Raw genomic sequence first — 24,842 nt, 5'->3', positions numbered from 1 at the left:
GTTCAAATAATTCCTTCGATGTCAAAAGCTGTACAAGACCTGTAAAATATCTGTACATTGCACTAGTGTTGTACAGTATTTCGACGTGTGCGAGGTCAGTATGGCGCACCCTGCTCGTTGGGCCGTGCTTTGCCTGCTACTGGTTGCCCTGCCAGCGGCGGCGGACTGGCGGGCGGAATTGCCAGCTGCGCAACGGCTGGGTGCCGGTGAGTTCACCTGGTTTGGCCTGCGTCTTTACACGGCTCAATTGTGGGCAGCAGGGCCTGTCCATGACTGGAACCAGCCTTTCGCCCTTGAGCTGCTCTACCACCGCTCGCTGTCCAGGGACACCTTGGTGCAGGCCAGTCTCGAGGAAATGCGCCGCCTCGACACCGGCGGCATGACGCCGCAGCAACGTGCCGCATGGACCGATGCAATCGAGCAGGCATTCGTCGACGTGCATGCCGGTACGCGCATTACCGGCCTGTACCTGCCGGGGCAGGGCTGTCGCTTCTACGTCGACGGCAAGCTCAGCCGCGAAATTGCCGACCCGGTCTTTGCCCGCCAGTTCTTCGCCATCTGGCTCGACCCCCGCGCCAGGGATACCCAACTGCGCCAGCGCCTGCTTGGGCTGGCTGGCAGCGACCGAGGACCATGAACATGTACAAGGCACTGTTGCTGGCTTTCTGTGTGCTTCTGGGCAGCTGTGGCAATGTCGGTGTCGAGCAGTATGCCCAGCAGCAACCCAAACTGGACCTGGCTGCGTTCTTCTCGCGACCGGTGCAGGCCTGGGGGATGTTCCAGAAGCGTTCCGGGGAGGTGGTCAAGCGCTTCCATGTGCGCATCGACAGTCACCGCGAAGGTGAGCGGCTGATTCTCGACGAGCGGTTTCTCTACAGCGATGGCACACGCCAGCAACGTACCTGGACGCTGGTGCCTGACGGCCCCGGCCGCTGGCGCGGAACGGCGGGTGACGTGATCGGTGAGGCGCGAGGCGAAGTGGCGGGCAACGCGCTGCGCTGGCGTTACCAGCTGGACCTGCCAGTTGACGGAAACCACTGGCAAGTAGACCTGGACGACTGGATGTACCTCATGGATGACGACACCCTGATCAACCGCTCGAGCATGAGCAAACTGGGCGTGGAAATAGGGCAGATCACCCTGTTCTTTCGCCGTCTGCCGGAGGGCACACCATGAACTTGACCGCGCTCACTCAGCTGGTTTCGACCGGCGAGGCAAAGGAACTTGAACTGCTGTCGCTGGAAGGGGGCTTCTACCTCCTGCGCGCCTTGACTGACGTAGGCCCCGTGACCTTGAGCGATGCCCTCGGGCAGCCCGTTCGGGTGCGCTCCACTACTGAACTGAGGCATTTGCTCGACGGCCTGCCCCCCGTGCCGTGCATGCTGGTACAGCAGGTGGTGCATGATGAGATGTGCGGGCAACGTGACGGCCCGATTGCGCCGCTGCGGCTGCCGATATCGCTCGCCAGCCAGTGGTAGCCTGAACGATGCGCCTGGGCCTGGTGCTGGGTGACCAGCTGTCGTTCGACCTGGCAAGCCTGGCCACGCTTGACCCTGCCCGTGATGCGATCCTGATGGCGGAAGTCGAGGGTGAGGCCCGGTACGTGCCGCACCATCCGATGAAGATCGTGCTGATCTTCAGTGCCATGCGGCACTTTGCCCAGGCCCTGCGGGAGCGGGGTTGGCAAGTGCATTATGTCGAGCTCGATGCTGACGGCAACAGCGGTAGCATCGTTGGCGAGTTGCGGCGCTGGCAACACGCCTTGGGCGCCACCCACATTCACCTGACCGAATGCGGGGAGTGGCGCCTGGAGCAGGCTTTGCGCGATGCCGGCTTGCCCCTTGTGTGGCATCGGGATACGCGTTTTCTATGCTCCCGCGAAGCCTTCGCACGCTGGGCAGACGCGCGTCGCCAACTGCGTATGGAGCACTTTTACCGTGGCATGCGCAAGCGGACCGGCCTGCTGATGGAGGCCGATGGCAGCCCGGCAGGTGGGGCCTGGACTTTTGATGGCGACAACCGCAAGCCGTTACCGCGCCAGCTGCGCGGGCCGTTCGCTGCGCATTTCGCGCAGGACGGGATCACGGCAGCGGTGGTCGCCCTGGTACGCCAGCGCTTCAGCGACCACTATGGAGCCATCGACGGCTTCGACTACCCGGTGACCCATGCCGAGGCACGTCAGCTCTGGGAACATTTTCTGGGCTTCGGGCTGGCGGCCTTCGGTGACTACCAGGACGCCATGGCCGAAGGCGAACCCTTCCTGTTCCATGCGCGCATCAGTGCGGCGCTCAACATCGGCCTGCTGGATCTGCGTTGCCTGTGCCAAGAGGTTGATAAAGCCTGGCGCGAGGGGCTGGTGCCGCTCAATGCAGCCGAAGGTTTCATCCGCCAGTTGATCGGCTGGCGCGAGTATGTGCGGGGCATCTACTGGCTGCGCATGCCGGAATATGCCGGGCTCAATCACCTGGGCAACGAGCGTGCGCTGCCGGCATTCTACTGGACCGGGCGCACCCGCATGCGTTGCATGGAGCAAGCTATCGGGCAGACCCTGCGATTGGGGTACGCTCACCATATCCAGCGGCTGATGGTGACTGGCAACTTCGCTTTGCTGGCCGGTATCGTGCCTAGCGCGATTTGTGAATGGTACCTGGCGGTTTACATGGATGCCTTCGACTGGGTGGAGTTGCCCAACACGCTCGGCATGGTAATGCATGCCGATGGCGGCTACCTGGGGTCCAAGCCCTACTGCGCCAGTGGTCGTTACATCCAGCGCATGTCCGATCACTGCAAGGCGTGCAGCTACAGGGTCGATCAGGTGATCGAGCAAGATGCCTGCCCATTCAATGCCCTTTACTGGCATTTTCTAATCCGTCACCGGCCTGTGCTCTCGGCCAATCCGAGGCTGGCGCTGGTCTATCGTAGCCTCGATCAAATGTCGGCCGGCCGTCGCGATGCGGTGTGGCAGCGTGGCCAGGTACTGTTGGCCCGGCTCGATGCCGCGCAACCCATATGAAAAAGCGGGTTACCCTGAGCGGGTATGGATGTCCAGTCAGCGCTCAGCCTGCCCAAGTTGCCAGCGCAATTCCGCCACTTCAGCTTCCAGCTCGCGTACCTTTTCCTCAGCGAAAATCTGTGCAGTGACGTCGCGCTGAATGCCGATGTAGTACGTCAGCTGGTCCGCCTCGTTGCGCACGGGCGTAATCGATAATTCGTTCCAGAACAGGCTTCCGTCCTTGCGGTAGTTGCGCAGCACCTGACGGCAGGGCTTGCCTTCGCGGATCGCCTTGCGGATGGCTGCAAGGCTCTCCTGGTCATGATCCTCGCCCTGAAGAAAGCGGCAGTCCTGATAGAGGATGTCTTCCGCGTAGTACCCGGTGAGCTGCTCGAAAGCGGGGTTGACGTAGATAAGGATGCTGTCATCGCCTTCCTGCTCGGCGACGACGATGCCATCGTTTGACTGCTCAACCATCAGTTGCAGGAGTTTCGCGTTTATCATGGGGCCACCTACAGGCGTTTCGTATGCGATATGCGCAGCGTAGCTTCTATGCAGAAGGTTTCAGCGACGTGTGTTGCATGATGAACCAAGGCGGCTCAGCGCAGAAGGCGCATTTGGGTTTAGAATGTTTCCTCCTCTGGATGCCCCTCGTTATGACTGACGCCATTTCACCCGACCTGCTACCGATGCGCGATGTGGTCAGCTTGACCGGCATCAACCCGGTGACCTTGCGTGCCTGGGAGCGGCGCCATGGCTTGATCAGTCCGCAGCGCACCGAGGGCGGCCATCGCCTGTACACGGCGCGGGATGTCCAGCGCATACGCGACATCTTGCGTTGGACTGGCAACGGCGTGCCGATCAGCAAGGTCGGCGAAAGGCTCGCAGGCCAGCCTGAGGTCTCTGCCCAGCAGCTCTCGGCCTTTGACCAATGGCGCGCCAGCGTGGCGCGCGCCTCCAGGGCTTTCGATGCAACGGCGCTTGAAGGCATACATGGACAGTTGTACACACTTTTCCCCACGGCCACCGTCCTGCGGCACGTGCTGATGCCGGTTTGGCACGATTTGGCTGCAGGGGCTGCGCCAGGCGAGCGCAGCCAATGGCTGTTTCTCGACACGTTCTTGCGCGCACGCTTGCTGCTGCGTCTGCAAATGAACCAGGCCGATGCGCCGCGAGTGTTGCTGGCCGCTACCGAGGGGCAAGCCGAGCTCAAGGTGCTGTGCGCCGGGCTGCTGTTGAGCAGTGCCCATCAGCGTATCGAAGTGCTCGGTAGCGGGCAGCCGCTGGAAGAACTCCCTATCGTGTGTGCGGCGATGCGGCCTGCGGCACTGGTGATAAAAGTCCAGGCCCCGCTGAGCCCGGCCTTGATCAGGCGCTTGCGCGCGTTGCAGATGGAAATCGAATGCCCGCTGGCCTTGGTCGGCGAGGGGCTTGCCGATACTCAACCCGCCTTGAGTGAGATCCCCCTGGGTCTGCTGGACGAGGCTAGCGCTGACGCCGCGCACATGCTGAACGCCTTGCACCGGGGTGCTCTTGACCTTTGATCGATGGGCTTGCGTCTGGACACCACCTCGTCTTCCAGAACAGCTCAGGATTCAACGGGGCAAATAACAGCACGTACTCAATGGACGCACCGAGGGTAGGGCCGGTGTCAAACGTGCGGTCCCTCACCCAGTCGCGCAGCTTATGCTTTGGGCTCATCCCAGTCGCTACGCGTTGCAGTAATCAGCGCATCCCAGTCATCAGGAGGGTTGCCGCGGCCCAGCATCTTCTCGAATACCGCGTAGGGATCGGATTTGCTGCCTGCAGACCGTAGGGTATTTTCGTCGTTGACCCATGCATAGACGATGACCTTGGATCTTGAGTCATAGCGGAAGAACAGCCGAAAGCGCCTGCCGATTTTTGCCCGCCGCCAATGTCGGTAGGCGGTGCCCAGCGTATTGCCTTGGCGGAACTCATCACGGCCCGGATCGGCAGGCACAGCCTCCATGATCAGATGGCTCAATGCCCGGAACAGCTTGACGTTGGCGTTGCTCTCAAAACCTTGCGGGTCGTTCTGCTCGGCCCGGGCGGCGGCTTCTTGCAATTTGCGTAGCTGTAGAGTCACACCTTCATGGAATAACAGTGTCCAGCCATGTCGCAGCATCAGATCGCGACCTCACCATCGATATCTTCGTCCAGGTTTACGGAGTGGTTTGCGTTGGCGAGCATGGTTTGCGCCAAGTCCTCCGGCAGAGTCGTGATATTGCGGCCGCCTCGGATGTCAGCCTCCAGCAAACCCAGGAACGCACCGATGGCAGGGTCTTCATGGGTGGTTTCTACGCGGCTGACCACGATTTCGCCCCCACGTACGTCGAATGCGATCTTGCCACCTGTGTCAATGCCCAGAAGCTGGCGAACGGATTTGGGCAGTGTGATCTGTCCCTTCGAGGTCAATGTGGCGATTTCGTGGATGGCAGGCATGAGCGTTCTCCCGGATGTACAGAATCAATAGTAAGGAATAATCCTTACTTGGTCAATTTTGGCAGGAGCGGCATTGAAGAACTAGAGACTGTCAGGATCCCCGAAGAACATCTGGATTCTTGACCTCAACCAGCGTTCCGCCGGGTCGTTATCCTGCGCCCCACGCCAGGCCATGTGCAGTTCGAACGTGCGCACGTCCAGCGGCAGGTCCTCGGCCCGCAAGCCACCCGCCGAGGTCAAGGCATCGGCTGTATAGTCCGGCACCGTGGCGACGATATCGGTCCCGGCCAGCAAACTGCCGAGGCCATTGAACTGAGGCACGGCCAGTACCACATGGCGCTTGCGACCGATCTCCTCCAGTGCCTCGTCGATGAAGCCCGACAAGTCCCCTGCGAACGACACCAGCGCATGCGGCCGCGCGCAGAAGTCGTCGAGGGTGATGCTGCCCGGCACGCTGTCTGCACGCAGGAGCTTGGGCTTGCTGCGCCGCAGGACCTTGCGCTTGGCGTTGGCCGGCAGTTCGCTGGTGTAGCTGACGCCCACGGAGATTTCGCCCGAGGCCAGCAAGGTCGGCATCAACAGGTAATTGACCCGACGTACCACCAGGACGATGCCGGGGGCTTCGGCGCGGATGCGCTTTAGCAACTGCGGCAGCAAGGCGAATTCGGCGTCGTCCGACAGGCCGATGCGGAACACCGCGTTGCTGGTGGCCGGGTCGAACTCGGCCGCGCGGCTGACGGCGGTGGAGATCGAATCCAGCGCCGGTGACAGCAGGGCAAAAATTTCATGGGCGCGTGCCGACGGCTCCATGCTGCGGCCGGTACGCACGAACAGCGGGTCGTCGAACAGGTTGCGCAGGCGCGACAGGGCCGCGCTGATGGCCGGCTGGCCGAGGAACAGCTTCTCGGCAGCGCGGGTCACGCTGCGCTCATGCATGAGGGTTTCGAACACGATCAGCAGGTTGAGGTCTACGCGACGCAGGTCGTTTCGATTCATCGGTGCGCTTCGCCTAAAGTGGGGCAGGGGTGAATCTTAAGGCCAAAGGCTGTTACCCTGCACCGATTTCCGGGGGCCAATGCACAGGAAAGTCGGGTGCCCAATCGATGACAGGCATGTCGACTATTAATAGCCACTGATGGCCTAACTGCAAAAGCCCGGATAAAGTCCGTGGTAATACGAGATTCACACAGGCGAGGTATGCGATGTCCCGCATGATCCGTTTCCACAAGTTCGGCGCTGCCGATGTGCTCCGTTGCGAGGAGCAGGCCGAACCGTCACCTGCCGTCGGCGAGGTGCAGATCCGCGTCGAGGCGATCGGCGTGAGCTGGTATGACGTGCTCTGGCGGCAGAACCTGGCGCCCTCACAAGCCCGTCTGCCCGCGGGGATCGGCCACGAGATGGCCGGTGTGGTGACGGCGGTCGGCGAAGGCGTCGATGACATCGCAGTAGGCGACCGGGTCGCCAGCTTCCCGGCCACCAGTGCCAACGATCACCCGGTGTATGGTGACGTTATCGTGCTGCCGCGCACCGCCATTACCCGCTATCCGGACCTGCTTACGCCGATCGAGGCCAGCGTGCATTACACGCCGCTGCTGATTGCCTATTTCGCCTACGTCGACCTGGCACGCGCCAAGGCCGGGCAGACTGCGCTGGTCACCGATGCCAGCCATTGTGCCGGGCCGGCCTTCGTGCAACTGGGCAAGGCGCTCGGCCTCAAGGTGTTCGCCGCCACCCGCGAGCCCGAGCAACGGGACTACCTGCTCGGCCTGGGGGCCGACAAGGTGATCGTCACCGAGGAGCAGGACCTGCTCATGCAGGTTGGCAAGTACACCGATGGGCGCGGCGTGGACATGGTCCTCGATGGCATGGGCGGGCCGCAGATGTCGCTGCTGGGCGATGTGCTGGCGCCGCGTGGCAGCCTGGTGCTGTATGGCCTGCAGGGGGGCAACCAGACTCCGTTTCCGGCCTGCGCGGCGTTCCAGAAGAACATCCAGTTTTACGTGCACTGTATCGGCAACTTCACCGGCAAGCCGGAACTGGGCATCAGCCAGGATCAGGTGGCGCTGCAACGGGCCTTGCGCGATATCAACCAGTTCACCGCCGATCAGCTGCTGACGCCGCAGATCATCAAGGTGTATCCGTTCGCCGAGGTGGTCGAGGCCCATCGGTACATGGACGAGTGCCCATGTGGTGGGCGGGTCGTGCTGGACATGGCTACGGCCTGAACGCATGTTTGGTAACGAAAAACCGGGCTGATGCCCGGTTTTTTGCATGATGGCTGGCTATATTTCCTGGGCCGCAGACATGAGCTTTGTAAATAGATGTTGCCTTGAGCAACATGGCAGCCTTTTCAAGGGGTGTTTCCGCGCTGTGCGGGTTGTGTTTGCCGACTTCTGAATGGTGTTTTCAACAGGATCTGTATCTTTTAATCCTTAGTCAACGCTCGATAATGGCGTATCGATAGTTGGCGCAAGGAGCGTGCGGTGGAGAACAACAGGCACAGCAGTGCGCGATTGAAGACGATGGTAAGTCCATGGAAGGGTTCATGTTTTTCGTTATTGGAACGACAGTGTTTTGCAACTTCGAAGTTTCCCGGCTTTTTGTAGGAAATTTCTTCAAATTAAATCCGCTGCACTAAGTCCAGTGCACCGAGTTTTGTTGGAAATGAAGTTGTGAGGTAACGCCGTGAGCATCGTGCACGACCAGGCTATGCACTTTATCTACCAACAGGTGCTGGAGCGCCTGTTGAGCCATATGTCGAAGGAGCAACGCGCATCCCTGCAGTTGTTGATTCAGCGTCTGCTGGTGGCCGCTGGCGGGCCGGAATATATCGGTACTTTCAGGTTGCTGGTGGTACACGGGGCGGACCGCCGTAGTGCCCGGCTATTGGCGATCTTGCGCGCCGCCCAGCTGAGCATCGCCTTGCGAGCACCGGTCACATTCAAGTTACGGGTTTTGGTGGCCTGTTTGCCGATAACCAGCAGCGCCCTGCTAGAGCAGCACGAGCGCACCTTCAGCGCCTTGTTCATGCATGATGACCCACGGGTGCTGTTGCAGATGGTCGAGGGCGCCGACGTGATGCCCTTCTGTCGCCGCGCCGATGCCGCAGCCCGGCGGCGGCCGTTGACACGCGAAGCGTTGCTCTTGTTCGGTCACCTGGTCGATGCACGCCCGCAAGCGTTGCTGGGCAGCCGCACCCACCTGGAACTGGCCGATGCCGTTCGCCGGGCACTGGCCGAGTACCCGGGTGCCGATGCACTGGTTACCGCCGTGCCCGCCCATCAGCGACGGCGCTTTGCGGCCTGGGCGCGGCGCAGCCTGCGCTTGGCAGGTGCCACCCGCCTTGGCTCGCTGCATCAATGCGTCGATAGCCTGGCCAGGGGGTTGGGCCAGTTGCAGGCCGCCGCCGATTCACCGGGTGCGGCCATCGCTGTGCCGGACGGCACCCGCTCAAGGGCATTGCCGATGCGGGTCATCGTGATCGACGACCTGTTGGCCCAGCTACTCAGCGACAGCCAACTGGATCTGGTCTTGGGGTGGGGCTTCGAGGCGATGCAGGAAAGCCCGCCGCTGGCGGGGTTTGTCGACCCGCTGGCGCTGGCGCAGCTGCCAGAGACGGGCGCTCGCGGCCAATTACCTGACGCACCCCGATGCAGCCAGAGCGGCCCAGCCGGTTCGCAGGCGCTGCAGCCGGGGCGCTTCGCCAAGGCCTACGGGCTTGAGCAGACCCAGGTCGCCTGTATGTTGCACCGGCCATTCTGTGACCAGGGGGCGGGTCTGAAGCGGTTTCTGCAATGTTGTCACGCTGACATGCTGGTCGCGTTGCCATACCTGCATCGGGCCTTGCAGGGCAAGTCCTGCCCTGACGCAGTCAAGGACTGGATCGTCAACACCAGCGGCTTGCAGCTGGCACAGTTGCGCATGGTCTACAAGGGGCGGTTGGGCACGGGAGTACGGCATTTGCTCGACAACCTGGCAAGGCGCGATGTGCAGCTGCGGTTGCTGAGCCGCCCTGCACCGTGCAAGGCCTCCTCCTGATGGGGCGTGAGTTCGCCTATCAGGTGGTGTACCGCTATCTCGTCGCCTTGATCGACGAAGCCGAGCGGGGAGGGCAGCCACGCTTGCCTTCGCTGAGGGCTTTGTCCAGACGCCTGGGTGTTTCGTTGGCCACGGTGCAAGCGGCCTACAGCCTGCTCGAGCATGAAGGGCGGGTACATTCGGTGCCCAAGTCCGGCTATTTCGCCCAGGTTGGCCTGCAAGCCGGCCGGGCCGACGTGGCCCAGGCGCTGCCCGCGCAGCCGCTGCTGCGCGCACTGTTCGCCCATGAGCGGCGGCTGGGGCGGCTGCGTACGCAGCCCGCGCGGGGGCTGGGCGGGCCGCGCCTGCGTGATGCCCTGGCCGAACGCTACACACGCGCTTCGCGTCAGTACTGGCGGCCTGAGGATGTGCACCTGGGCCCGGATGTGCAGGCGTTGCTGGAAACGCTGCTGCAGGCGTTGGGGCTGCGTGGCTGCACCGTGGTGGTCGCTTCACCCTGCTGTTGGCGGATCCTGCGGGTATTGCAACGCTGTGACATGCGGGTCCTCGAACTGCCGCTCGATAGCGGCGGCAGCCCGGACATCGGCAGGCTGTCCACGCTGCTGGGCTGTGAGCCGGTGCGCATGATGATCATGCCGTCGTGCCTGAATTTTCCTGCCGGGCGCCTGATGCCCCAGCGCGCCCAGCAGCAAATCGCCGAGCTGCTGGCGTTGCACCCGGTCTGGTTGCTGGAGAACGATCTCGACAGCGAACTGTGTTTTTCCTTGCCTGTGGGCGCTCGGCTGCGCGACTGGGTTGACCCGTGCCGGTTGCTGGTGCTGGGTTCGCTGGAGGCGACCATGGGGCCCGAGGTACCCTATGCCTACTTGTTGGGGTGCCATCCGGCGTTGGCCGATGCGTTCTCCCAGCGAGCCTTCCAGCTTGCCCCGCTGCGTCAGCAGGCGCTGGCGCAGATGATCAGTTCAGGTGAAATCGACGAGCACCTGGGGCGGATGAGGGCGGTACTGCAGGGGCGTATGGCGCAACTTTGCCAGCATCTGAGGGCGGTGTTGGGAGAGCAGGTGGCGTTCGACATGCCTGAGGGTGGTTGCGCGTTGTGGGTGCGCCTGTCACCAGGCAGCGTGGGCGCGCGCGCCGTGGCGGCGACAGCGGGCACGGCATTACAGGTGCTGGCCGGTGAGCAGTTCAGCGTCCACGGGCATTATCGGCAATTTCTGCTGCTGACCTGGTTGGGCGAGCAGCCCGGTACACTGATCGAGGCGCTGCAAAGCCTGGCACTGGCTTTGGCGGTTGACACCATTCGTCGGTAGCGCGCCGGAATCAACCAGGGTGCTTGCCTGTGCAGGTGGTCTGTATGTATAAACAGTATCCACTCTGGCTGCCTGACCCCGTCTTGTGATTGCTCACCCTGTCGATGACCCGCTGTATTACCTGCACAATTTCCGCCAGGTACTGCTGTGGGTCGACTCACGTTACGCCGACCTGCTCGACGAGCAGGAGCGGGCCTTTCTCCATGCCTTTGCCAAACTGGCGCAGCCGGCCCAGGCGCTGATGGTGCGCATGGTGATGCGCAAAGGCGAGCTGTTTCGCTGTGACCGCCTGGACTATGCCGAAATCGGCGACAGCATGGCTGCCTTGCAACCGTTGTTGGCATTGGGTTGGGTGCGCGAGCCCGAGGCTCTGAGCCTTGAGCAGTTGTTCGCGCTGTTGCGCAAGGATGAACTCGCCGCAGGTTTTGCGGGGCAGTTGAGCCGCCCGCGGGCGGCCAAGAGCGACCTGTATGAACAACTGCGGCCGCTGTCGCTGGTCCCCAGGCCGTTGCGCGAGTGGTTTGCCCAGGCCCCGGTGAGGATCGTGCAATGGTGCCTGCAACCACTGTGCGATCGCATGCGGCTGTTGTTTTTCGGCAACCTGTATCAAGACTGGTCGGACTTCGTGCTGGCCGACCTGGGCCTGCTGCGTTTCGAGCAGGTCGCCTTCACCCCTGACTCACGCGCTCTGCAGCAGCGCAGCGAGGTCGATCAGGCAATGGCGCTGCACCAGTGTGCCGAGCGCCTGGAGCGGGGGGAGGACCCCGCATCGATCCTGGCGTCACTGGCCGACCTGCGCTTCGACAACCCGTGGCTGGCGCGGCGCCATGGCCGATTGCTGTTTGCCATGGGCCAGCAATGCGAGCGCCTGGGTGACTGGGACCAGGCCCTGGCGGTCTATGCCCGTAGCAGCCATGCGCAAGCGCGTATCCGCCAGGTTCGCGTGTTCGAGCGCAGCGAGCGTTGGCAGCAGGCCTACGCCCATGCCCAGGCGCTGGCGGCTGCACCGGCCAACGCCCTGGAAGTGCAAGCGCTGGAGCGCATGTTGCCGCGGCTGGCACGCAAGCTCGGCGGGCCGGCGCAGCGCCGCCGGCGTGCAGCCCCCCTGGAGCTGATCGAACTGGAGCTGCCACGCGAGCAGGCAGGGCTGGGTGTCGAGGAGGCCGTGCGGCAATACCTGGCGCAAGCCGGAGGGCAGGCGCATTACGTGGAAAACACGCTGTTCAACAGTCTGTTTGGCCTGTTGTGCTGGGAGGCGATCTTCGCGCCGATACCGGGGGCCTTCTTCAACCCGTTCCAGGCGGCGCCCCAGGACTTGCATGACAGCGACTTCCAGCACCGGCGTGCGGAACAGTTCCAGGCCTGCCTGGGGCGCCTGGACGATGGCTCCCATCGCCAGGCCATTCTCGACTGCTACGCGGCCAAGCAAGGCCTGCAATCGCCGTTCGTGTTCTGGCCCATGCTCAGCGAAGCGCTGCTCGATCAGGCATTGGCGTGTCTGCCCGCCGCTCACTTGAAACAGTGTTTTCTGCGTTTGTTGCAGGATATTCGCAACAACCGCGCCGGCATGCCTGACCTGATCCAGTTCTGGCCAGAGCAGCAGCGCTATCGGATGGTCGAGGTCAAGGGCCCGGGTGATCGCCTGCAGGACAATCAGCTGCGCTGGCTGGAGTTCTGCGCCGAACATGGTTTGCCGGTTGCGGTCTGCCATGTGCGTTGGAGCGGGTCATCATGAACTACCGCGTGGCAGTGCGGGCGTTGTGCGAGTTCAGCGCCAAGGTCGGTGACCTGGACCTGCGCTTTACTCCGTCCCCCACGGCCCAGGAAGGTATCGAAGGGCATCGCCGGGTGGTCGCCCGGCGCGCAGCAGGCTACGAGGCGGAAATTGCCCTTGAGGGCGAGTACCAGGGATTGCTGGTGCGCGGGCGTGCCGATGGCTATGACCCGGCCGCCAATCGCCTGGAAGAAATCAAGACCTACCGTGGTGACCTGGCACGCCAGCCTGCCAATCACCGGCAGCTGCACTGGGCTCAGGCCAAGGTTTATGCCTGGCTACTGTGCCAGGCCCGGCAGTTGCCGGCCATCGAGGTGGCGCTGGTCTACCTGGATGTCGACAACGACAGCCAGACGCTGATCAGCCAGCCCTGTCGCGCTGATGAGTTGCAAGGCTTCTTCGAAACCCAGTGCCAACGGTTTCTCGCCTGGGCCCAGGCCCAGCAACAGCGGCTTGCCGAGCGCGACCAGGGTTTGCTGGGGTTGGGCTTTCCTTACCCGCAGTTTCGCCAGGGCCAGCGGCAACTGGCCGAAACCTTGTACAAGGCGGTCAGCACCGGCCGCTGCCTGATGGCGCAGGCCAGCACCGGCATCGGCAAGACCCTCGGCACGCTGTTCCCGCTACTCAAGGCGATGGTCCCGCAGAAGCTGGACAAGGTGTTCTTCCTGACTGCAAAGACCCCCGGGCGGGCGCTGGCGCTTGACGCCCTGCGCCAGATCAGCGCGGGCTCGCCACAGCCGGCCTTGCGCACCCTCGAGCTGATCGCCAGGGACAAGGCCTGCGAATACCCGGACAAAGCCTGCCATGGCGAGTCCTGCCCGTTGGCCCAAGGCTTCTACGACCGCCTCCCGGCCGCACGCGCTGCGGCGGCCTTGCGGCCCATGCTCGACCGCGCCGGCTTGCGCGAAGTGGCATTGGCGCATCAGGTGTGCCCGTACTACCTCGGCCAGGAAATGGCCCGTTGGGTGGATGTGCTGGTAGCCGACTACAACTACTATTTCGATGCCCACGCGTTGCTGTTCAGCCTGACCCAGCTCAACCAATGGCGGGTTGCGGTGCTGGTGGACGAGGCGCACAACCTGGTGGAGCGCGGCCGCGGCATGTACAGCGCCAGCCTTGACCAAGGCCAGTTGCTCGCCTTGCGCCAGAGCAAGCCGCAAGGGCTCGGCAGTGCCCTGGACCGGCTGAACCGGCAGTGGAACGCGCTGTACAAGGAGCAGCGCGCGCCTTACCAGGCCAGTGACCAGTTGCCGGAGGCTTTCCTGCGTGCCCTGCAGCAATGCATCGGGTTGATCCAGGAGCGGATGAATGAAAAGCCCGCCGAGGTCGATGCCCAGGTGCTGCAGTTTTTCTACCAGGCGCTGCAGTTCAGCCGGGTGGCGGAACTGTTCGGCGAGGACTTCCTGTTCGACGTCAGCCTGCGCGAAGGCTCGCGCAAACGGCGCCTGGCCAGCCTGTGCCTGCGTAACGTCACCCCGGCCCGGTTGCTTGCGCCGCGCATGCAGGCCGCGCGCAGTGTGACGCTGTTTTCCGCCACCTTGAGCCCGAGGCCTTTCTACACCAACCTGCTCGGCATGCCGGCGGACACCGCGTGGCTGGATGTAGCAGCGCCGTTCCGTGCCGAGCAGCTCGAAGTACGCATCGCCAGCCAGGTCTCGACTCGCTATCGCGAACGCCAGGCCTCACTGGCGCCGATCACCGAGCTGATTGCCGACCAGTATCAGCGCCAGCCCGGCAACTACCTGGCGTTCTTCAGCAGTTTCGAATACCTGCAGCAGGTGGCCCAGCTGGTTGCCCAGCGCTATCCGGGCATCCCGCTCTGGGTGCAGGCGCCGGGCATGGACGAAAGCGCTCGCCAGGGCTTTCTCGATCGCTTCGTTGCGCACGGGCAGGGCGTGGGCTTTGCCGTGCTCGGTGGCGCGTTTGGCGAGGGTGTCGACTTGCCTGGCACGCGCCTGATCGGGGCCTTCGTCGCCACCCTTGGCCTGCCCCAGGTCAACCCGGTCAACGAACAGTTCAGGCAACGGCTGCAGCGGCAGTTTGGCGCCGGCTTCGACTACGCCTACCTGTACCCCGGTGTGCGCAAGGTCATCCAGGCCGCGGGCCGGGTCATACGGGGCGACCAGGACCGCGGTGTGCTGGTGCTGATCGACGAACGTTTCGCCGAGTCTCGGGTGCAGCAGATGTTTCCCGCATGGTGGCAGGTGGCCGTTAAATAATCCCGGGTGGCCCCATCGCACGGCATTGCAACTCCCAGTACACTGCGTGTTCCAACACCCACATTGGTTGAACTCGAGGTTTTTGCATGACGCTCAGTCCTTTGGCAGGCAAGCCGGCTCCGGCCAGCGTGCTGGTCGATATTCCCCGCCTGCTCACCGCCTACTACACCGGCCGCCCCGACGCCGCCGTGGCGGCCCAGCGCGTGGCCTTCGGCACTTCGGGGCACCGGGGCAGCTCGTTCGACCTGAGCTTCAACGAGCACCACGTGCTGGCGATCACCCAGGCCATCTGCCTGTACCGCCAGGAAAAAGGCATCGACGGCCCGCTGTTCATCGGCGCCGACACCCACGCGTTGTCCGCGCCGGCCGCCGCCAGTGCATTGGAAGTGCTGGCCGCCAATGGCGTGCAGGTGATGCTGTCCAAGGATGACGAGTACACCCCGACACCCGCAGTGTCCCATGCCATCCTCTGCTACAACCGCGGCCGCAGTCAGGGCCTGGCCGATGGCATCGTCATCACCCCGTCGCACAACCCGCCACAGAGCGGCGGCTTCAAGTACAACCCGCCCAACGGCGGCCCGGCCGACAGCGACGTGACCAAGTGGATCGAGGCCAAGGCCAACGAACTGCTGGCTGCGGACCTTGCCGGGGTCAAGCGCATGGCCTATGCCCAGGCGCTGCAGGCTGCCACCACCCAGCGCCACGACTACGTGGCCAACTACGTGGCCGACCTGGAAAACGTCATCGATTTCGACGTCATTCGTGGCGCCAACCTGCGCCTGGGCGTGGATCCGCTGGGTGGGGCTGGGGTGCGCTACTGGTCGGCGATCGCCGAGCGCTACCAGCTGAACCTGGAAGTGGTGAACACCGAAGTCGACCCGACCTTCCGCTTCATGTGCGTGGACTGGGACGGGCAGATCCGCATGGACCCATCCTCGCCTTACGCCATGCAGGGCCTGATTGGTCTGCGTGATCGCTTTGACGTGGCCTTCGCCTGTGACCCGGACCATGACCGCCACGGCATCGTCACCGCCGATGGCCTGCTGCAGCCGAACAACTACCTGGCCGTGGCCATCGACTACCTGTACCGCAACCGCCCGCAATGGCGCAGCGACGCTGCGGTGGGCAAGACCGTGGTGTCCAGCGGCCTGATCGACCGCGTCACTGAGCGCCTGGGCCGTGAGCTGTACGAAGTGCCGGTGGGCTTCAAGTTCTTCGCCCAGGGCTTGTTCGAGGGCTCGCTCGGCTTTGGTGGGGAGGAGAGCGCCGGTGCTTCGTTCCTGCGCAAGGACGGCACCGTCTGGGCCACCGACAAGGACGGCCTGATCCCGGCGCTGCTGGCGGCCGAGATGACCGCCCGCACCGGCCGTAACCCGAGCCAGGCCTACAACGACTTGACCGCGGCGCTGGGCAAGCCATACGCCACCCGCGTCGAGGCCAAGGCCGATGCCCGGCAGAAGGCTGCCCTGAGCAAACTGGCACCGGAGCAGGTGAAGTCGACCGAACTGGCGGGAGAGCCGATCGTGCAGATCCTCAGCCAGGCGCCGGGCAATGGCCAGGCGATTGGTGGCCTGAAAGTGATGACCGCCAATGGCTGGTTTGCTGCACGGCCTTCAGGCACCGAAGACATCTACAAGATCTACGCCGAGAGCTTTGTCGACGAGGCGCACCTCAAGCGCCTGGTAGAAGAGGCGCAGGTGCTGGTTGATGCGGCGATTGCCTGATTGACCTGAGTGGGGCCGCAGCGCGGCCCCGCACACTCAAGCAACATCGACCAGGACGATCTCGCTGTCCTCGATCGCGGTCACTCGCAACACTTCTTCCTGCTCGATCGCCACGCCATCCCGGCCCTTGGCCCGCAGGCCATTGACCTCCACCAGCCCCTTGGCCGGCACCAGGTAACCCCGGCGCCCGGCATCGAAGCGGTATTCGGCGGTTTCGCCAGCCCGCAGTGTCGCAGCCACCAGCCGTGCGTCGGTACGGATCTGCAGGCTGTCTTCATCACCGGCTCGGCCGCTGGCCAGGGTCACGAAGCCTTCGCCGCGCTCACCTTTAGGGAACGGGCGGGTCCCCCAGGACGGTGCATCGCCAACCTTCTCCGGCACGATCCAGATCTGGAAGATGCGTGTATCGACCTCTTCGAGGTTGTACTCGCTGTGCACGATGCCGCTACCCGCACTCATCACCTGCACGTCGCCAGCTTCGGTACGGCCTTTGTTGCCGAGGCTGTCCTGGTGGGTAATGGCGCCTTCACGGAGATAGGTGATGATCTCCATGTCGCGGTGCGGGTGCGGTGGGAACCCGCTGCCGGCGGCGATCAGGTCATCGTTCCACACCCGCAGGTTGCCCCAGTGCATACGCGCCGGGTCGTAGTATTCGGCGAACGAGAAGTGATGGTGAGCGTCGAGCCAGCCGTGGTTGGCGTGGCCGAGGCCTTCGAACGGTCGCAGTTGCAGCATGGTCGTGCTCCTTGAATCAGTGGAATGAAACCATGATGCGCCAAAAAAACATCGAAAATAAGCGTAAATATCGGCTGATAATCATCATTTAAATCGATTGATGATGGCGATGTGGATTATGCGATTCATCGCCTAATTCACTGATCTGCAAGCATTCGCTGGCGATTTTCAGCAGATGCGGCGAACATGGCCTGCTGATTTGATTTTCAACGGAGTGACCGTGGCCCACGAGCAACCCCAGGCCCCCGCCGAACTGACCCCGCCCGCTCAATTACCTTGGTTGCGCCGCCTGGCGGCCCGCCTGCTGGGCCGCGGCTTGACCCGCCTGCAGGCACAACATCGCGACTCCTGGTTCCTGGGGCACGCCATTGGCCAGCGCAGCGGCCATGCCGACGGCCTGCGCGAAGGGTTCGAGCGCGGGCGGGCGGAAGGCTTTGATGCCGGGCGCCAGGTGCTGGTGATCCGCGACGCCCGCCCTGATACCGCCGCCGTGCCTGGGCAGGACGACAATCTGTTCGACGATTGGCGGCTACCCTTGAGCGCCGACCTGAAAAAGCGCTTCAAGGCCGACGTTGCCCAGCGCCTGCCCGCCGAGGCCCAGCCCAGCGCTGCCCAGTGGAAGCTGATCTTCAGCGACACACCGTCCACCTGTGTGGTGGCCGGCGCCGGGGCAGGCAAGTCGACTTCGCTGGTGCTGCGCATACTGCTGTTGCGTCACTACCTGGGCTACGAGCTGGACGCGATGACCGTGGTCACCTTCACCCGTGAGTCGCGCAAGGACTTCATCAAGCGCCTGGTGCAGGTGTTCGCCCTGTGGCAGCTCGACTTGCAACCGGCCCAGGCGCGTGAGCTGGTGCGCACCTTCCATTCACGGATCCTGCCACTGGTGCGCAGCTTGCCGGGCTTCGGCCAGGTGCGCGCGTTCGAGACCCTGGGCAACGAGATGCCGGCCGGCCGCGAGGCAGAGGCCGACAGCAACCCGTTCGACCTGCGCCTGAACGATGCCCAGCGGCAACAGCTCAACCAGTGCTACAGCCAGTTGCTCGCCGCCAGCCCGCGCTTCGCCGAAATCATCGCCACCTTGCGCCGCGAGGCCCTGCAACTCAAGCCGCTGGACCCGGACCACCCGGACGTGCAGAAGCGCGTGCAGGTTACCCAACTGGCCGCCCAGCGTGACGAAGAACTGTGCGACGTGATCGAAGACCTGTGGTTCGCCGCTGGCGCCTGGCCGATCAAGGGCATCGAGCGGTGCCGCGAAACGGTCGAGATCCGCGGCAGCCGTTTCCATGTGCATGGCCGCCTGGAAGGCCTCGATGCCTGGGTGGTGCTGGGCTTCGACCCCGCGGAAAGTGCCCAGTACCAACGCCCCGGCGCCAAACTGGCGGTGCGTGCCGAGTGGGCGGTCAAGCGCACCTTGCTGCAGGCGTTCTGCGACAAGCCGTTGATCTGGCTGGACAACTACGCCATGGCCCGGCGCCTAGCCGCATCGCTGGCCGGTGATGCGGTGGCCGGGCCGGGATTCGAGTACAAGGTCAAGGGCGAGCTGGCCCCGGCGCCGTTGCTCGACGCCTTCGTCGGTGCCGCCAACTTCATCGAGAACCTGGGCCTTGAGGTGAACCCGGCCGTGGCGGCCATGAGCTTCCCGCCCGGCGATCCCGACGCGCTGTTCTTCGAAGCTTTGGCGCTGTACTGGAAAGCCCTGGAAGCGCACTTGCTCGACCAGTCGCCACCGGTGATGAGCTACAACCGCATGTTCGCCCTGTTCGGCGAGAACAACCCGGAGAACCTGCAGCTGCTGCCCGACCCGCTGCTGCGGCCACTGGCGCACCTGATGATCGACGAATTCCAGGACGTCTCGCCGCAGATCGTCAGCTGGCTGCGCGCCTGCCTCGCGGAAATCCGCCGCCGCGGCCCGGCCATGCACACCGGGCGCAATGCCCGGCATGCCTCGCTGATGTGCGTAGGCGATGACTGGCAGTCGATTTATGGCTGGCGCGGCAGTTCACCCAAGTACTTCATGGAGTTCACCAAGGCTTTCCCGTCACCGGCCAATACCCGGGTGATGCTGGTCGACAACTACCGCTGCCAGCAGCAGGTGATCGATGCCGCCGAACACCTGGTCAAAGGCACCCCGGCGATTGCCGGCAAGAAGGCCCGCGCCAGTGGGCCGGCCGCTGAGCTGCCGGTGGCCCCGGTGCGTGTCTTCGACCGCGATGAGGCGGCGTTGGGTGAGACGCTGATAGAGCATTACCAGCGCGGCGAGTCGGTGATGATGCTGTACCGCAAGGGCAGCGACAAAGCCCTGATGAACGAGCACCTGCAGAGCGTCCTGCATGCCGAAGCGCAACTGCCTGCCGAACAACGGCGCCTGCGCCAGCTCACCTACCACAGCGCCAAGGGCTTGCAGGCCGATGCGGTGTTCATGCTTGGCGATTGCCAGTACCTGACCAGCTCGCCGTACAAGAACCAGGTGTACCGCCAGGCGGGCCTGGGCAAGGCCGGCGATGCCCAGCCGTTCGACACGGCGCAGAAGGAGGAGGTGCAGCGCCTGGCCTACGTGGCGGTGACGCGTGCGGTCAGGCACTGCTATTGGCATGTGGAAGCGGCCAACGCAGAGGCAGCGGGCGTGCCCCGCGCGTCGAGCCAGGTGGATGGGCGGCAGGCCTTCTTCGAAGACCTGCGCGGTCAATGATCAGTGGTCGAGGGTTTCCGCTTGCCGGGTAAGGCTCAGCAGTAGCCCGGCCTCGACCTGTTGCTGCGCTTGGGTCAAGGCACCCATGGCCTTGTCGAACGCAGCCTGCTCGAGTGGCACACGGCGTAGCAGGCCGTTTTCGTCCAGCGGCGAAGACGGCATGACCGGGCTCAGCGCCTGCGTTATGGCCCTGTCCAGCCGGGTGACGGGCTCATAGTCTGCATCCCGGCAATTGAACAGGTAATCGATCCCCGGGCGCCAGAAGTCGTTGACAGCCTCGAACTGGCCGGCAAATTTGCCTTTCAGGTAGGCGACCCATACGGGTTGCTCGGTCATCCACTGTTGTCGGGCAGTAGCGTCGGCATCGAGTTTGAGCACGGCAGCGCTCACGTTGTCGATTATCGTCTGGTTGATCCTTGCCGTACTCCGATAGAGCATGCCGCTGCTGGGTTCGGGAAAGTCGAGACGCTCGGCCAGGGACTGGCGCAGGGCCAGGCGGACTTCGACGTCATCGACCAGGCCTGTTTCCAGGTCGACATCGGGAAAGGCCGGAGGGTAGTCCAGCTCATCGTAGGCTGGCAGTAGATGGTCCATTACATCTTCCTGCAGCGCCTGCTTTCGCAGGGTGCGCTTGAGGCTGATGCGATCAGCCAGTTGGTTGACCTTTTCCCGGCGATACAACCGGCGGTACAAGTCGACAAGCGGCTTGGCGCTGCCATGTGCCTGGCCAGCTGCCCGGTTGGCCAGCACTTCGACTTCCAGGGCGCTGAAGGCCTCGGCGCCGGCATCACCACAGGTGGGCGGGAAGAGTTGCGCCACCTCCGTCAGGCGCTCTCGCAGCGCCGTGTCTGTACTGACCTGCTCCAGCAGCGACCATACCCGCGTGCGCAGGCCCTGGGGATCGCTTTGCGCTTCCTTGGCGTAGGTCAGGCGTTCGAGCACGGCTTGCAGGTCACCGTTTTCGTCCTGGTCGAACAACTCGGTCCACAGCTGATCCTGCCGGCTGCTCGCCAAGTCGCGCCAGAAGCCCTGCCACTCGGGGCGCTCGGGCGTGTGCTCGAAAGCATTCACGCCGCTGGCGCGCAGGCGTCTCAGCGATTCGGCTTCGATATTGTTGTAGTTGAACAGCCAGTTGCGCTCAGGCAGCCGTGCGGCGACATCACGTGCATACGGGCTGCGAAGTATGTTTGCCAGATCCTGGATGTGGTGGATGCGGTTGAACGACAGGTCCAGATACCGCAATTGATACTGTGCCTGGCTCATCAAGGTGGTGAGGCCGGTGGGCCATGCCTGCAACTGGCAGTTGTTCAGGTTCAGGTGCCGGAGGCGAGCCATGAAACTGACATCGGGCGCGTGATGCAACGGGTTGAAGTCCAGGTCCAGCCGTTGCGGATGGACCAGGTTCCGGAAGCCTGCCGCCAGGCGTTGATCGAGCGTGATGCGATTGCTCCCCAGCCTGAGGACATCCAGAGGCCGTTGGCAGAGGAATGTTAGCGTGCTTTCGTCGAGGGTCAGCTGGTTACGGCGCAGGTTCAGTTCGCGCAGGTCCGGCATCGCCGCCAGCGCCCGCTGCGCTGCTGGCGAAAGGGACTGCAGGGCATTACCGGTCAGGTCCAGCGTGCGCAACCTGGGCGCTGATTCAAGGGCGAGGAACAGCCCCTCTGCATTGATTGCCGGGTTTCCGGTCACTTCCAGCGATTGCAGGTTGGGGAAGCAAGACAGGAACTGAGCACTCAGGTCTTCCAGCTCCAACCCGTTCAGCTTCAGTTCGCGGATGTGGGGCAGGCGGCCTTTGATCAGGGGTAACCGGTCCAGGCGCATGCGCTCGAGCACAAGCGTGTGTTGGTCGCTGCCACCTTCCCGGCGCCAGGCCCCTTTGAGTTGCTCGGCACATTGTTGACGTTCGAGACGATCATCCAGGCCCCGTGCGTTGCGCACCCAATCGTCCAGGTCATGGTTGAGATCGCGCAATTCTGCCTGCAACCGTCCGATCGCGGATCCGAGGTCGCCAGCCTCACCCAGTTCGGCCTGGAGGGCGGCGATCTGGCGACTGTCCAGGGCCGGGAAGAGCGAGCGCAGGCGCCGCGTAGCCACGCTCGGATCGAGACTGGCTGCGCCGCGGCCGCTGAGCGGGTAACCGACGCGCCCATGGGCCAGACGCATGGGCGAGCGCCAACCGGGCTTGATCGGTTGCTGGCCAAGCAGCCTGGCACAGCCGGGGCGGTCGGCAAGCGCGATGTCCAGCAATTGCGCTGCGCTCGCTTGCGGGTGTGCGGCTTGCAGGGCTTGGCGCAGCAACTCGCTGTCAGTATTGGCCAGGCTGGGCCGGTAGAGGCCCAGCAAGGCACGTTCGAGGCGGGCGCGGGCTTGCAGGTAGCGTGCTTCTTCAGCCACGCGCAAGGGGACGCGGCCACTTGCCATGCGTTGGCGTTCACTGCTGCTGGCATGCTCGACCAGCTCTTGCAGGACGGTGTCGGGCAAGCCGGGGAACTGGCGGCCGAGTGTCTGTGTTTCAACGCTGGGCGGAGTACTTTGGCTTTTGTACATGCTTTCGAAGATGTCGCTGCGCCGTTCTGTCAGACGGTTCGCCAGTTGCTCGTCCAGCACGCGTGCACGCTGTTGCGCAGCCGTGCCTGGCAGCAACGCTTGCAGGGCTTGTTCATCCATCTGCCCGACGACGACACTGCTCAGGTTGCCGGCGTCCAGGTCCTCCCGGCCGATCTCGATCGATACGGTATCGGGGGCGTCTGCAGCGCCGAAGTAGATCGCATCCCCCCATTTTTCAGCCCCCGTGAACACCTTCAACCTGTAGCGTGCTGGCCAGCCCTGCATGCCGGTCAGCTCCGGCAGCGCGAAATTCTTGTATGCCGCCAGTGGCAGGCCATGGCGTACCCGGGTGATGATGCTCTGAGTGTCGTTGTCCAGGCGCAGGTGCAGCAGGGTGTCGACCAGCAGGGCTGGCGGGCGGGTAGCGTTGATCTGGCTGTGGCGCAGGCTGTCTGCCTCGTCGCCGACAATGCGCAAGGCAGTGAGTTGTTCCGAAGGTTCAAGGCCCTCGCTGAAGCGGCCAAGCCCTTTCAGCAGTTGGCCATCGTCCCATTCGAGCGGGTTGTCATGCTCCAGCTGCCAGCGTTTCTCCCCCAGGTAGCGCAATGCCGGGCTATAGGCATCGGGGTTTTCAGGATGGCGGACACGCCATTTGCCGTCTGCGTCCTCGAACACTTCGTACAGTTGGCCTTCAAGCAACACATGGTATTTGTCACCGATGACGTAGAGCCCCTGGTCATTGGGCTGCGCCTGCGCAGGCAATTCTGCGTCGCTGGCATATGGGCGCATATCGGGCTGCCAGAGGCGTTGCCGGCCATCTATCCAGACGCTTTCCAGTGCATCGACGAAGCCCGATGCCTTGACCAGTTTTGCACCGACTGCAAAGCCGCCGATCGTGGCGGCATTGATGGCCAGCGATTCCAGCTGCAGCAACGCTTCATGGGTATCGCCTTCCTCCCAGGCTTCGAAGCCGGTGAACACCGAATCCATGATGTCGTAGGCGAACACGCCGAGCATGACGGCATCCAGCCCAGGGACGAAGAACGCAGCCACATTGAGCACGTTCATGCCGGCGTCGAGCCAGCGCGCCAAGCGTTCCTTGCGTGCCTTGGCATCGGCCTCGGCAGTGGGGACAGCGATCGTTCGGGCATCGGCCTTGAGGCGCCGCGTGTGGTTGCGGTACAGCGCAGTCCAGATGGGCAATGCCAGCTTGGCGGTGTCGAACTTCAGTTTGGGATTGGCTGTAGGCTTGCGCCCGGCGGTGGATTGTTCGAACAGGGCGTCTTCCAGCTTGGCGGTGAGTTCGGCTTGCCTGTCCTGGTCAGCGAAAGCGATCAGATGGCGGCGAAACGGGGTGTGCAGCAGGCGTTGGCGCAAATGCGCGCCGGCCTTCTGTAGCGAGGGGAACTCCCTGACTGGGTGCTCGCTGTCCTGGGGGACATAGAGGATGCAAGGATTGGCCTGGTCGGTGCGATCCGGGCCAATCAGCAGCACGTCAGGTAACGGGATGTCGAACAGGCTCATGCGCCAGCAGTGAAGCGTGTGTTCGCCATAGCTCGGAGTAGGGTGGTTATCGCATAACTGGGTCAGTGCATCGCGCCCCTTCAGCGTCAAAAGGCCTTTGAGGTAGGCAATCGTCGCCTGGGTTTTCAGCGACTGGCGGGTTGCGTCAATCCACAGCTTTTCGATTTCTGCTTGCCGCGGCCCGTGGTAAATGGCTTGCAGGTGGTCTTGATAGCGTTGGCCCAGGTTCAGCGTTCGGCAGTGATCGACGAACGCCTTTGGCTCAAGGCCGTAGAGCGTTGCGTCGCTGTCACGGCCTTGGGTCAGGGTGTCATAAGGGCCTACATCCTCAGGCCCTGCAAAATTGTGCAACGCGGCTTCCAGCAGGGAACGCGGTTGAGCCGGCCCATCGGGTTGGGTGATGAGCGGCTGCGGTTCTCCCAGTGAAAACTCCAGGCCAGGCGCATTTTCTTGCGCGGCCAATACCTTGTAAGGCTGGTGGATGTATCGGGCCTGGTCCACCTCGATATCCAGGCCCAGTCGCTGGCTCAACAACGGCTTGCAGAATTCATGGATCTGCTTGAGCTCGCCGAGCGCGCCATGCAGCGCCTTGAGCCGCGTATCGCGGCCGCCAATCAGTTGCCGCACAAGCGCCTGGTCTTGCTGACTGGCCGCAGCGTACCAACTGTACGGCGCGCCATTTTCATCCAGGTAGTCCTTGCGCACGGCCTGGACAATCCGGCGGGTATGCTCAGGATGCATGGTTTTCGCCCAGAGTGGCAGGCTGCGGTCAATCTGGGCTTGATGGTAGGGCGTGGGTGAGGTTGCCATGAGGGTACTCCTGT

At 63.5% G+C, this 24,842-nt stretch carries 18 protein-coding genes; 12 read left to right on the top strand and 6 right to left on the bottom strand.

Annotated elements, in window-relative coordinates; translation table 11 throughout:
- Window positions 1-100 precede the first annotated feature (100 nt).
- Genes ACQKPS_RS19235 through ACQKPS_RS19220 form a run of 4 tightly spaced genes read left to right on the top strand, consistent with a single transcriptional unit; the run spans window position 101 to window position 3,013 of the window.
- Entirely contained in the window at window positions 101-637 is a 537-nt protein-coding gene (locus ACQKPS_RS19235) for a chalcone isomerase family protein (RefSeq protein WP_313203004.1), read from the top strand.
- A 2-nt stretch (window positions 638-639) separates the two neighbouring features.
- Complete coding sequence (locus tag ACQKPS_RS19230; protein ID WP_427605359.1) at window positions 640-1,176, top strand: DUF3833 domain-containing protein; 537 nt, start codon at window positions 640-642, stop codon at window positions 1,174-1,176.
- Complete coding sequence (locus ACQKPS_RS19225; RefSeq protein WP_313203002.1) at window positions 1,173-1,478, top strand: DUF6482 family protein; 306 nt, start codon at window positions 1,173-1,175, stop codon at window positions 1,476-1,478. The genes ACQKPS_RS19230 and ACQKPS_RS19225 overlap by 4 nt, the downstream gene beginning before the upstream one ends.
- Window positions 1,479-1,486: 8 nt before the next feature.
- Window positions 1,487-3,013: a cryptochrome/photolyase family protein gene (locus ACQKPS_RS19220; RefSeq protein ID WP_427605358.1), complete on the top strand. Its 1,527-nt coding sequence runs from the start codon at window positions 1,487-1,489 to the stop codon at window positions 3,011-3,013.
- A 36-nt stretch (window positions 3,014-3,049) separates the two neighbouring features.
- Here the strand turns inward: ACQKPS_RS19220 and ACQKPS_RS19215 are convergent, their stop codons facing one another.
- The gene (locus ACQKPS_RS19215) at window positions 3,050-3,496 is read right to left on the bottom strand and encodes a PAS domain S-box protein (protein WP_254480150.1); all 447 of its coding nucleotides are present in this window, start codon (window positions 3,494-3,496) and stop codon (window positions 3,050-3,052) included.
- A 152-nt stretch (window positions 3,497-3,648) separates the two neighbouring features.
- Between ACQKPS_RS19215 and ACQKPS_RS19210 the strand changes: the two genes are divergently transcribed.
- The gene (locus ACQKPS_RS19210) at window positions 3,649-4,536 is read left to right on the top strand and encodes a MerR family transcriptional regulator (RefSeq protein ID WP_427605357.1); all 888 of its coding nucleotides are present in this window, start codon (window positions 3,649-3,651) and stop codon (window positions 4,534-4,536) included.
- A 140-nt stretch (window positions 4,537-4,676) separates the two neighbouring features.
- On the opposite strand, the gene ACQKPS_RS19205 is transcribed toward ACQKPS_RS19210, so the two are convergent.
- The 3 genes from ACQKPS_RS19205 to ACQKPS_RS19195 all read right to left on the bottom strand — a co-directional run bounded on the left by ACQKPS_RS19205 (window position 4,677) and on the right by ACQKPS_RS19195 (window position 6,451).
- Complete coding sequence (locus ACQKPS_RS19205; protein WP_427605356.1) at window positions 4,677-5,138, bottom strand: type II toxin-antitoxin system YhaV family toxin; 462 nt, start codon at window positions 5,136-5,138, stop codon at window positions 4,677-4,679.
- Window positions 5,138-5,455 carry a type II toxin-antitoxin system PrlF family antitoxin gene (locus tag ACQKPS_RS19200; protein ID WP_427605355.1) on the bottom strand — a complete coding sequence of 106 codons (318 nt, stop codon included), beginning with the start codon at window positions 5,453-5,455 and terminating at the stop codon, window positions 5,138-5,140. The genes ACQKPS_RS19205 and ACQKPS_RS19200 overlap by 1 nt, the downstream gene beginning before the upstream one ends.
- Window positions 5,456-5,536: 81 nt before the next feature.
- On the bottom strand, window positions 5,537-6,451 hold the full coding sequence (locus ACQKPS_RS19195) for a LysR family transcriptional regulator (RefSeq protein WP_427605354.1): 915 nt from the start codon (window positions 6,449-6,451) through the stop codon (window positions 5,537-5,539).
- Window positions 6,452-6,657: 206 nt separating this feature from the next.
- On the opposite strand from ACQKPS_RS19195, the gene ACQKPS_RS19190 reads away from it, so the two are divergent.
- From ACQKPS_RS19190 to pgm, 6 genes are all read left to right on the top strand, one after another.
- Window positions 6,658-7,680: a zinc-dependent alcohol dehydrogenase family protein gene (locus tag ACQKPS_RS19190; protein ID WP_254480147.1), complete on the top strand. Its 1,023-nt coding sequence runs from the start codon at window positions 6,658-6,660 to the stop codon at window positions 7,678-7,680.
- A gap of 460 nt (window positions 7,681-8,140) precedes the next feature.
- On the top strand, window positions 8,141-9,493 hold the full coding sequence (locus ACQKPS_RS19185) for a hypothetical protein (RefSeq protein ID WP_427605353.1): 1,353 nt from the start codon (window positions 8,141-8,143) through the stop codon (window positions 9,491-9,493).
- Window positions 9,493-10,803: an aminotransferase class I/II-fold pyridoxal phosphate-dependent enzyme gene (locus ACQKPS_RS19180; protein WP_427605487.1), complete on the top strand. Its 1,311-nt coding sequence runs from the start codon at window positions 9,493-9,495 to the stop codon at window positions 10,801-10,803. The genes ACQKPS_RS19185 and ACQKPS_RS19180 overlap by 1 nt, the downstream gene beginning before the upstream one ends.
- An 85-nt stretch (window positions 10,804-10,888) precedes the next feature.
- Window positions 10,889-12,538: a VRR-NUC domain-containing protein gene (locus ACQKPS_RS19175; RefSeq protein ID WP_427605352.1), complete on the top strand. Its 1,650-nt coding sequence runs from the start codon at window positions 10,889-10,891 to the stop codon at window positions 12,536-12,538.
- Window positions 12,535-14,796, top strand: a complete 2,262-nt coding sequence (locus ACQKPS_RS19170; protein ID WP_427605351.1) for an ATP-dependent DNA helicase — start codon at window positions 12,535-12,537, stop codon at window positions 14,794-14,796. Before ACQKPS_RS19175 ends, ACQKPS_RS19170 begins: the two co-directional genes overlap by 4 nt.
- Before the next feature lie 86 nt (window positions 14,797-14,882).
- Window positions 14,883-16,520, top strand: a complete 1,638-nt coding sequence (gene pgm / locus ACQKPS_RS19165; protein WP_283722859.1) for a phosphoglucomutase (alpha-D-glucose-1,6-bisphosphate-dependent) — start codon at window positions 14,883-14,885, stop codon at window positions 16,518-16,520.
- Between the two features lie 36 nt (window positions 16,521-16,556).
- Here the strand turns inward: pgm and ACQKPS_RS19160 are convergent, their stop codons facing one another.
- Complete coding sequence (locus tag ACQKPS_RS19160; protein WP_427605350.1) at window positions 16,557-17,255, bottom strand: pirin family protein; 699 nt, start codon at window positions 17,253-17,255, stop codon at window positions 16,557-16,559.
- A 175-nt stretch (window positions 17,256-17,430) separates the two neighbouring features.
- Here ACQKPS_RS19160 and ACQKPS_RS19155 point away from each other — a divergent pair, with 175 nt between their 5' ends.
- A complete protein-coding gene (locus ACQKPS_RS19155; protein ID WP_427605349.1) occupies window positions 17,431-19,947 on the top strand; it encodes a UvrD-helicase domain-containing protein in 2,517 nt (838 codons plus the stop codon).
- On the opposite strand, the gene ACQKPS_RS19150 is transcribed toward ACQKPS_RS19155, so the two are convergent.
- A complete protein-coding gene (locus tag ACQKPS_RS19150; RefSeq protein ID WP_427605348.1) occupies window positions 19,948-24,828 on the bottom strand; it encodes an NEL-type E3 ubiquitin ligase domain-containing protein in 4,881 nt (1,626 codons plus the stop codon).
- Window positions 24,829-24,842 lie beyond the last annotated feature (14 nt).

The sequence above is a fragment of the Pseudomonas sp. NPDC086566 genome, from assembly GCF_050280885.1.
Taxonomy (GTDB): Bacteria; Pseudomonadota; Gammaproteobacteria; order Pseudomonadales; family Pseudomonadaceae; genus Aquipseudomonas; species Aquipseudomonas vlassakiae.
This window is presented reverse-complemented; position numbering and strand designations above follow the sequence as displayed.

Coding starts and splice junctions, on each gene's coding strand:
- ACQKPS_RS19205 (WP_427605356.1), bottom strand. CDS start 5,138: ATGCTGCGACATGGCTGGACACTGTTATTCCATGAAGGTGTGACTCTA.
- ACQKPS_RS19210 (WP_427605357.1), top strand. CDS start 3,649: ATGACTGACGCCATTTCACCCGACCTGCTACCGATGCGCGATGTGGTC.
- ACQKPS_RS19220 (WP_427605358.1), top strand. CDS start 1,487: ATGCGCCTGGGCCTGGTGCTGGGTGACCAGCTGTCGTTCGACCTGGCA.
- ACQKPS_RS19180 (WP_427605487.1), top strand. CDS start 9,493: ATGGGGCGTGAGTTCGCCTATCAGGTGGTGTACCGCTATCTCGTCGCC.
- ACQKPS_RS19225 (WP_313203002.1), top strand. CDS start 1,173: ATGAACTTGACCGCGCTCACTCAGCTGGTTTCGACCGGCGAGGCAAAG.
- ACQKPS_RS19170 (WP_427605351.1), top strand. CDS start 12,535: ATGAACTACCGCGTGGCAGTGCGGGCGTTGTGCGAGTTCAGCGCCAAG.
- ACQKPS_RS19235 (WP_313203004.1), top strand. CDS start 101: ATGGCGCACCCTGCTCGTTGGGCCGTGCTTTGCCTGCTACTGGTTGCC.
- ACQKPS_RS19230 (WP_427605359.1), top strand. CDS start 640: ATGTACAAGGCACTGTTGCTGGCTTTCTGTGTGCTTCTGGGCAGCTGT.
- ACQKPS_RS19150 (WP_427605348.1), bottom strand. CDS start 24,828: ATGGCAACCTCACCCACGCCCTACCATCAAGCCCAGATTGACCGCAGC.
- ACQKPS_RS19190 (WP_254480147.1), top strand. CDS start 6,658: ATGTCCCGCATGATCCGTTTCCACAAGTTCGGCGCTGCCGATGTGCTC.
- ACQKPS_RS19200 (WP_427605355.1), bottom strand. CDS start 5,455: ATGCCTGCCATCCACGAAATCGCCACATTGACCTCGAAGGGACAGATC.
- ACQKPS_RS19195 (WP_427605354.1), bottom strand. CDS start 6,451: ATGAATCGAAACGACCTGCGTCGCGTAGACCTCAACCTGCTGATCGTG.
- ACQKPS_RS19155 (WP_427605349.1), top strand. CDS start 17,431: ATGCGGCGAACATGGCCTGCTGATTTGATTTTCAACGGAGTGACCGTG.
- pgm (WP_283722859.1), top strand. CDS start 14,883: ATGACGCTCAGTCCTTTGGCAGGCAAGCCGGCTCCGGCCAGCGTGCTG.
- ACQKPS_RS19160 (WP_427605350.1), bottom strand. CDS start 17,255: ATGCTGCAACTGCGACCGTTCGAAGGCCTCGGCCACGCCAACCACGGC.
- ACQKPS_RS19215 (WP_254480150.1), bottom strand. CDS start 3,496: ATGATAAACGCGAAACTCCTGCAACTGATGGTTGAGCAGTCAAACGAT.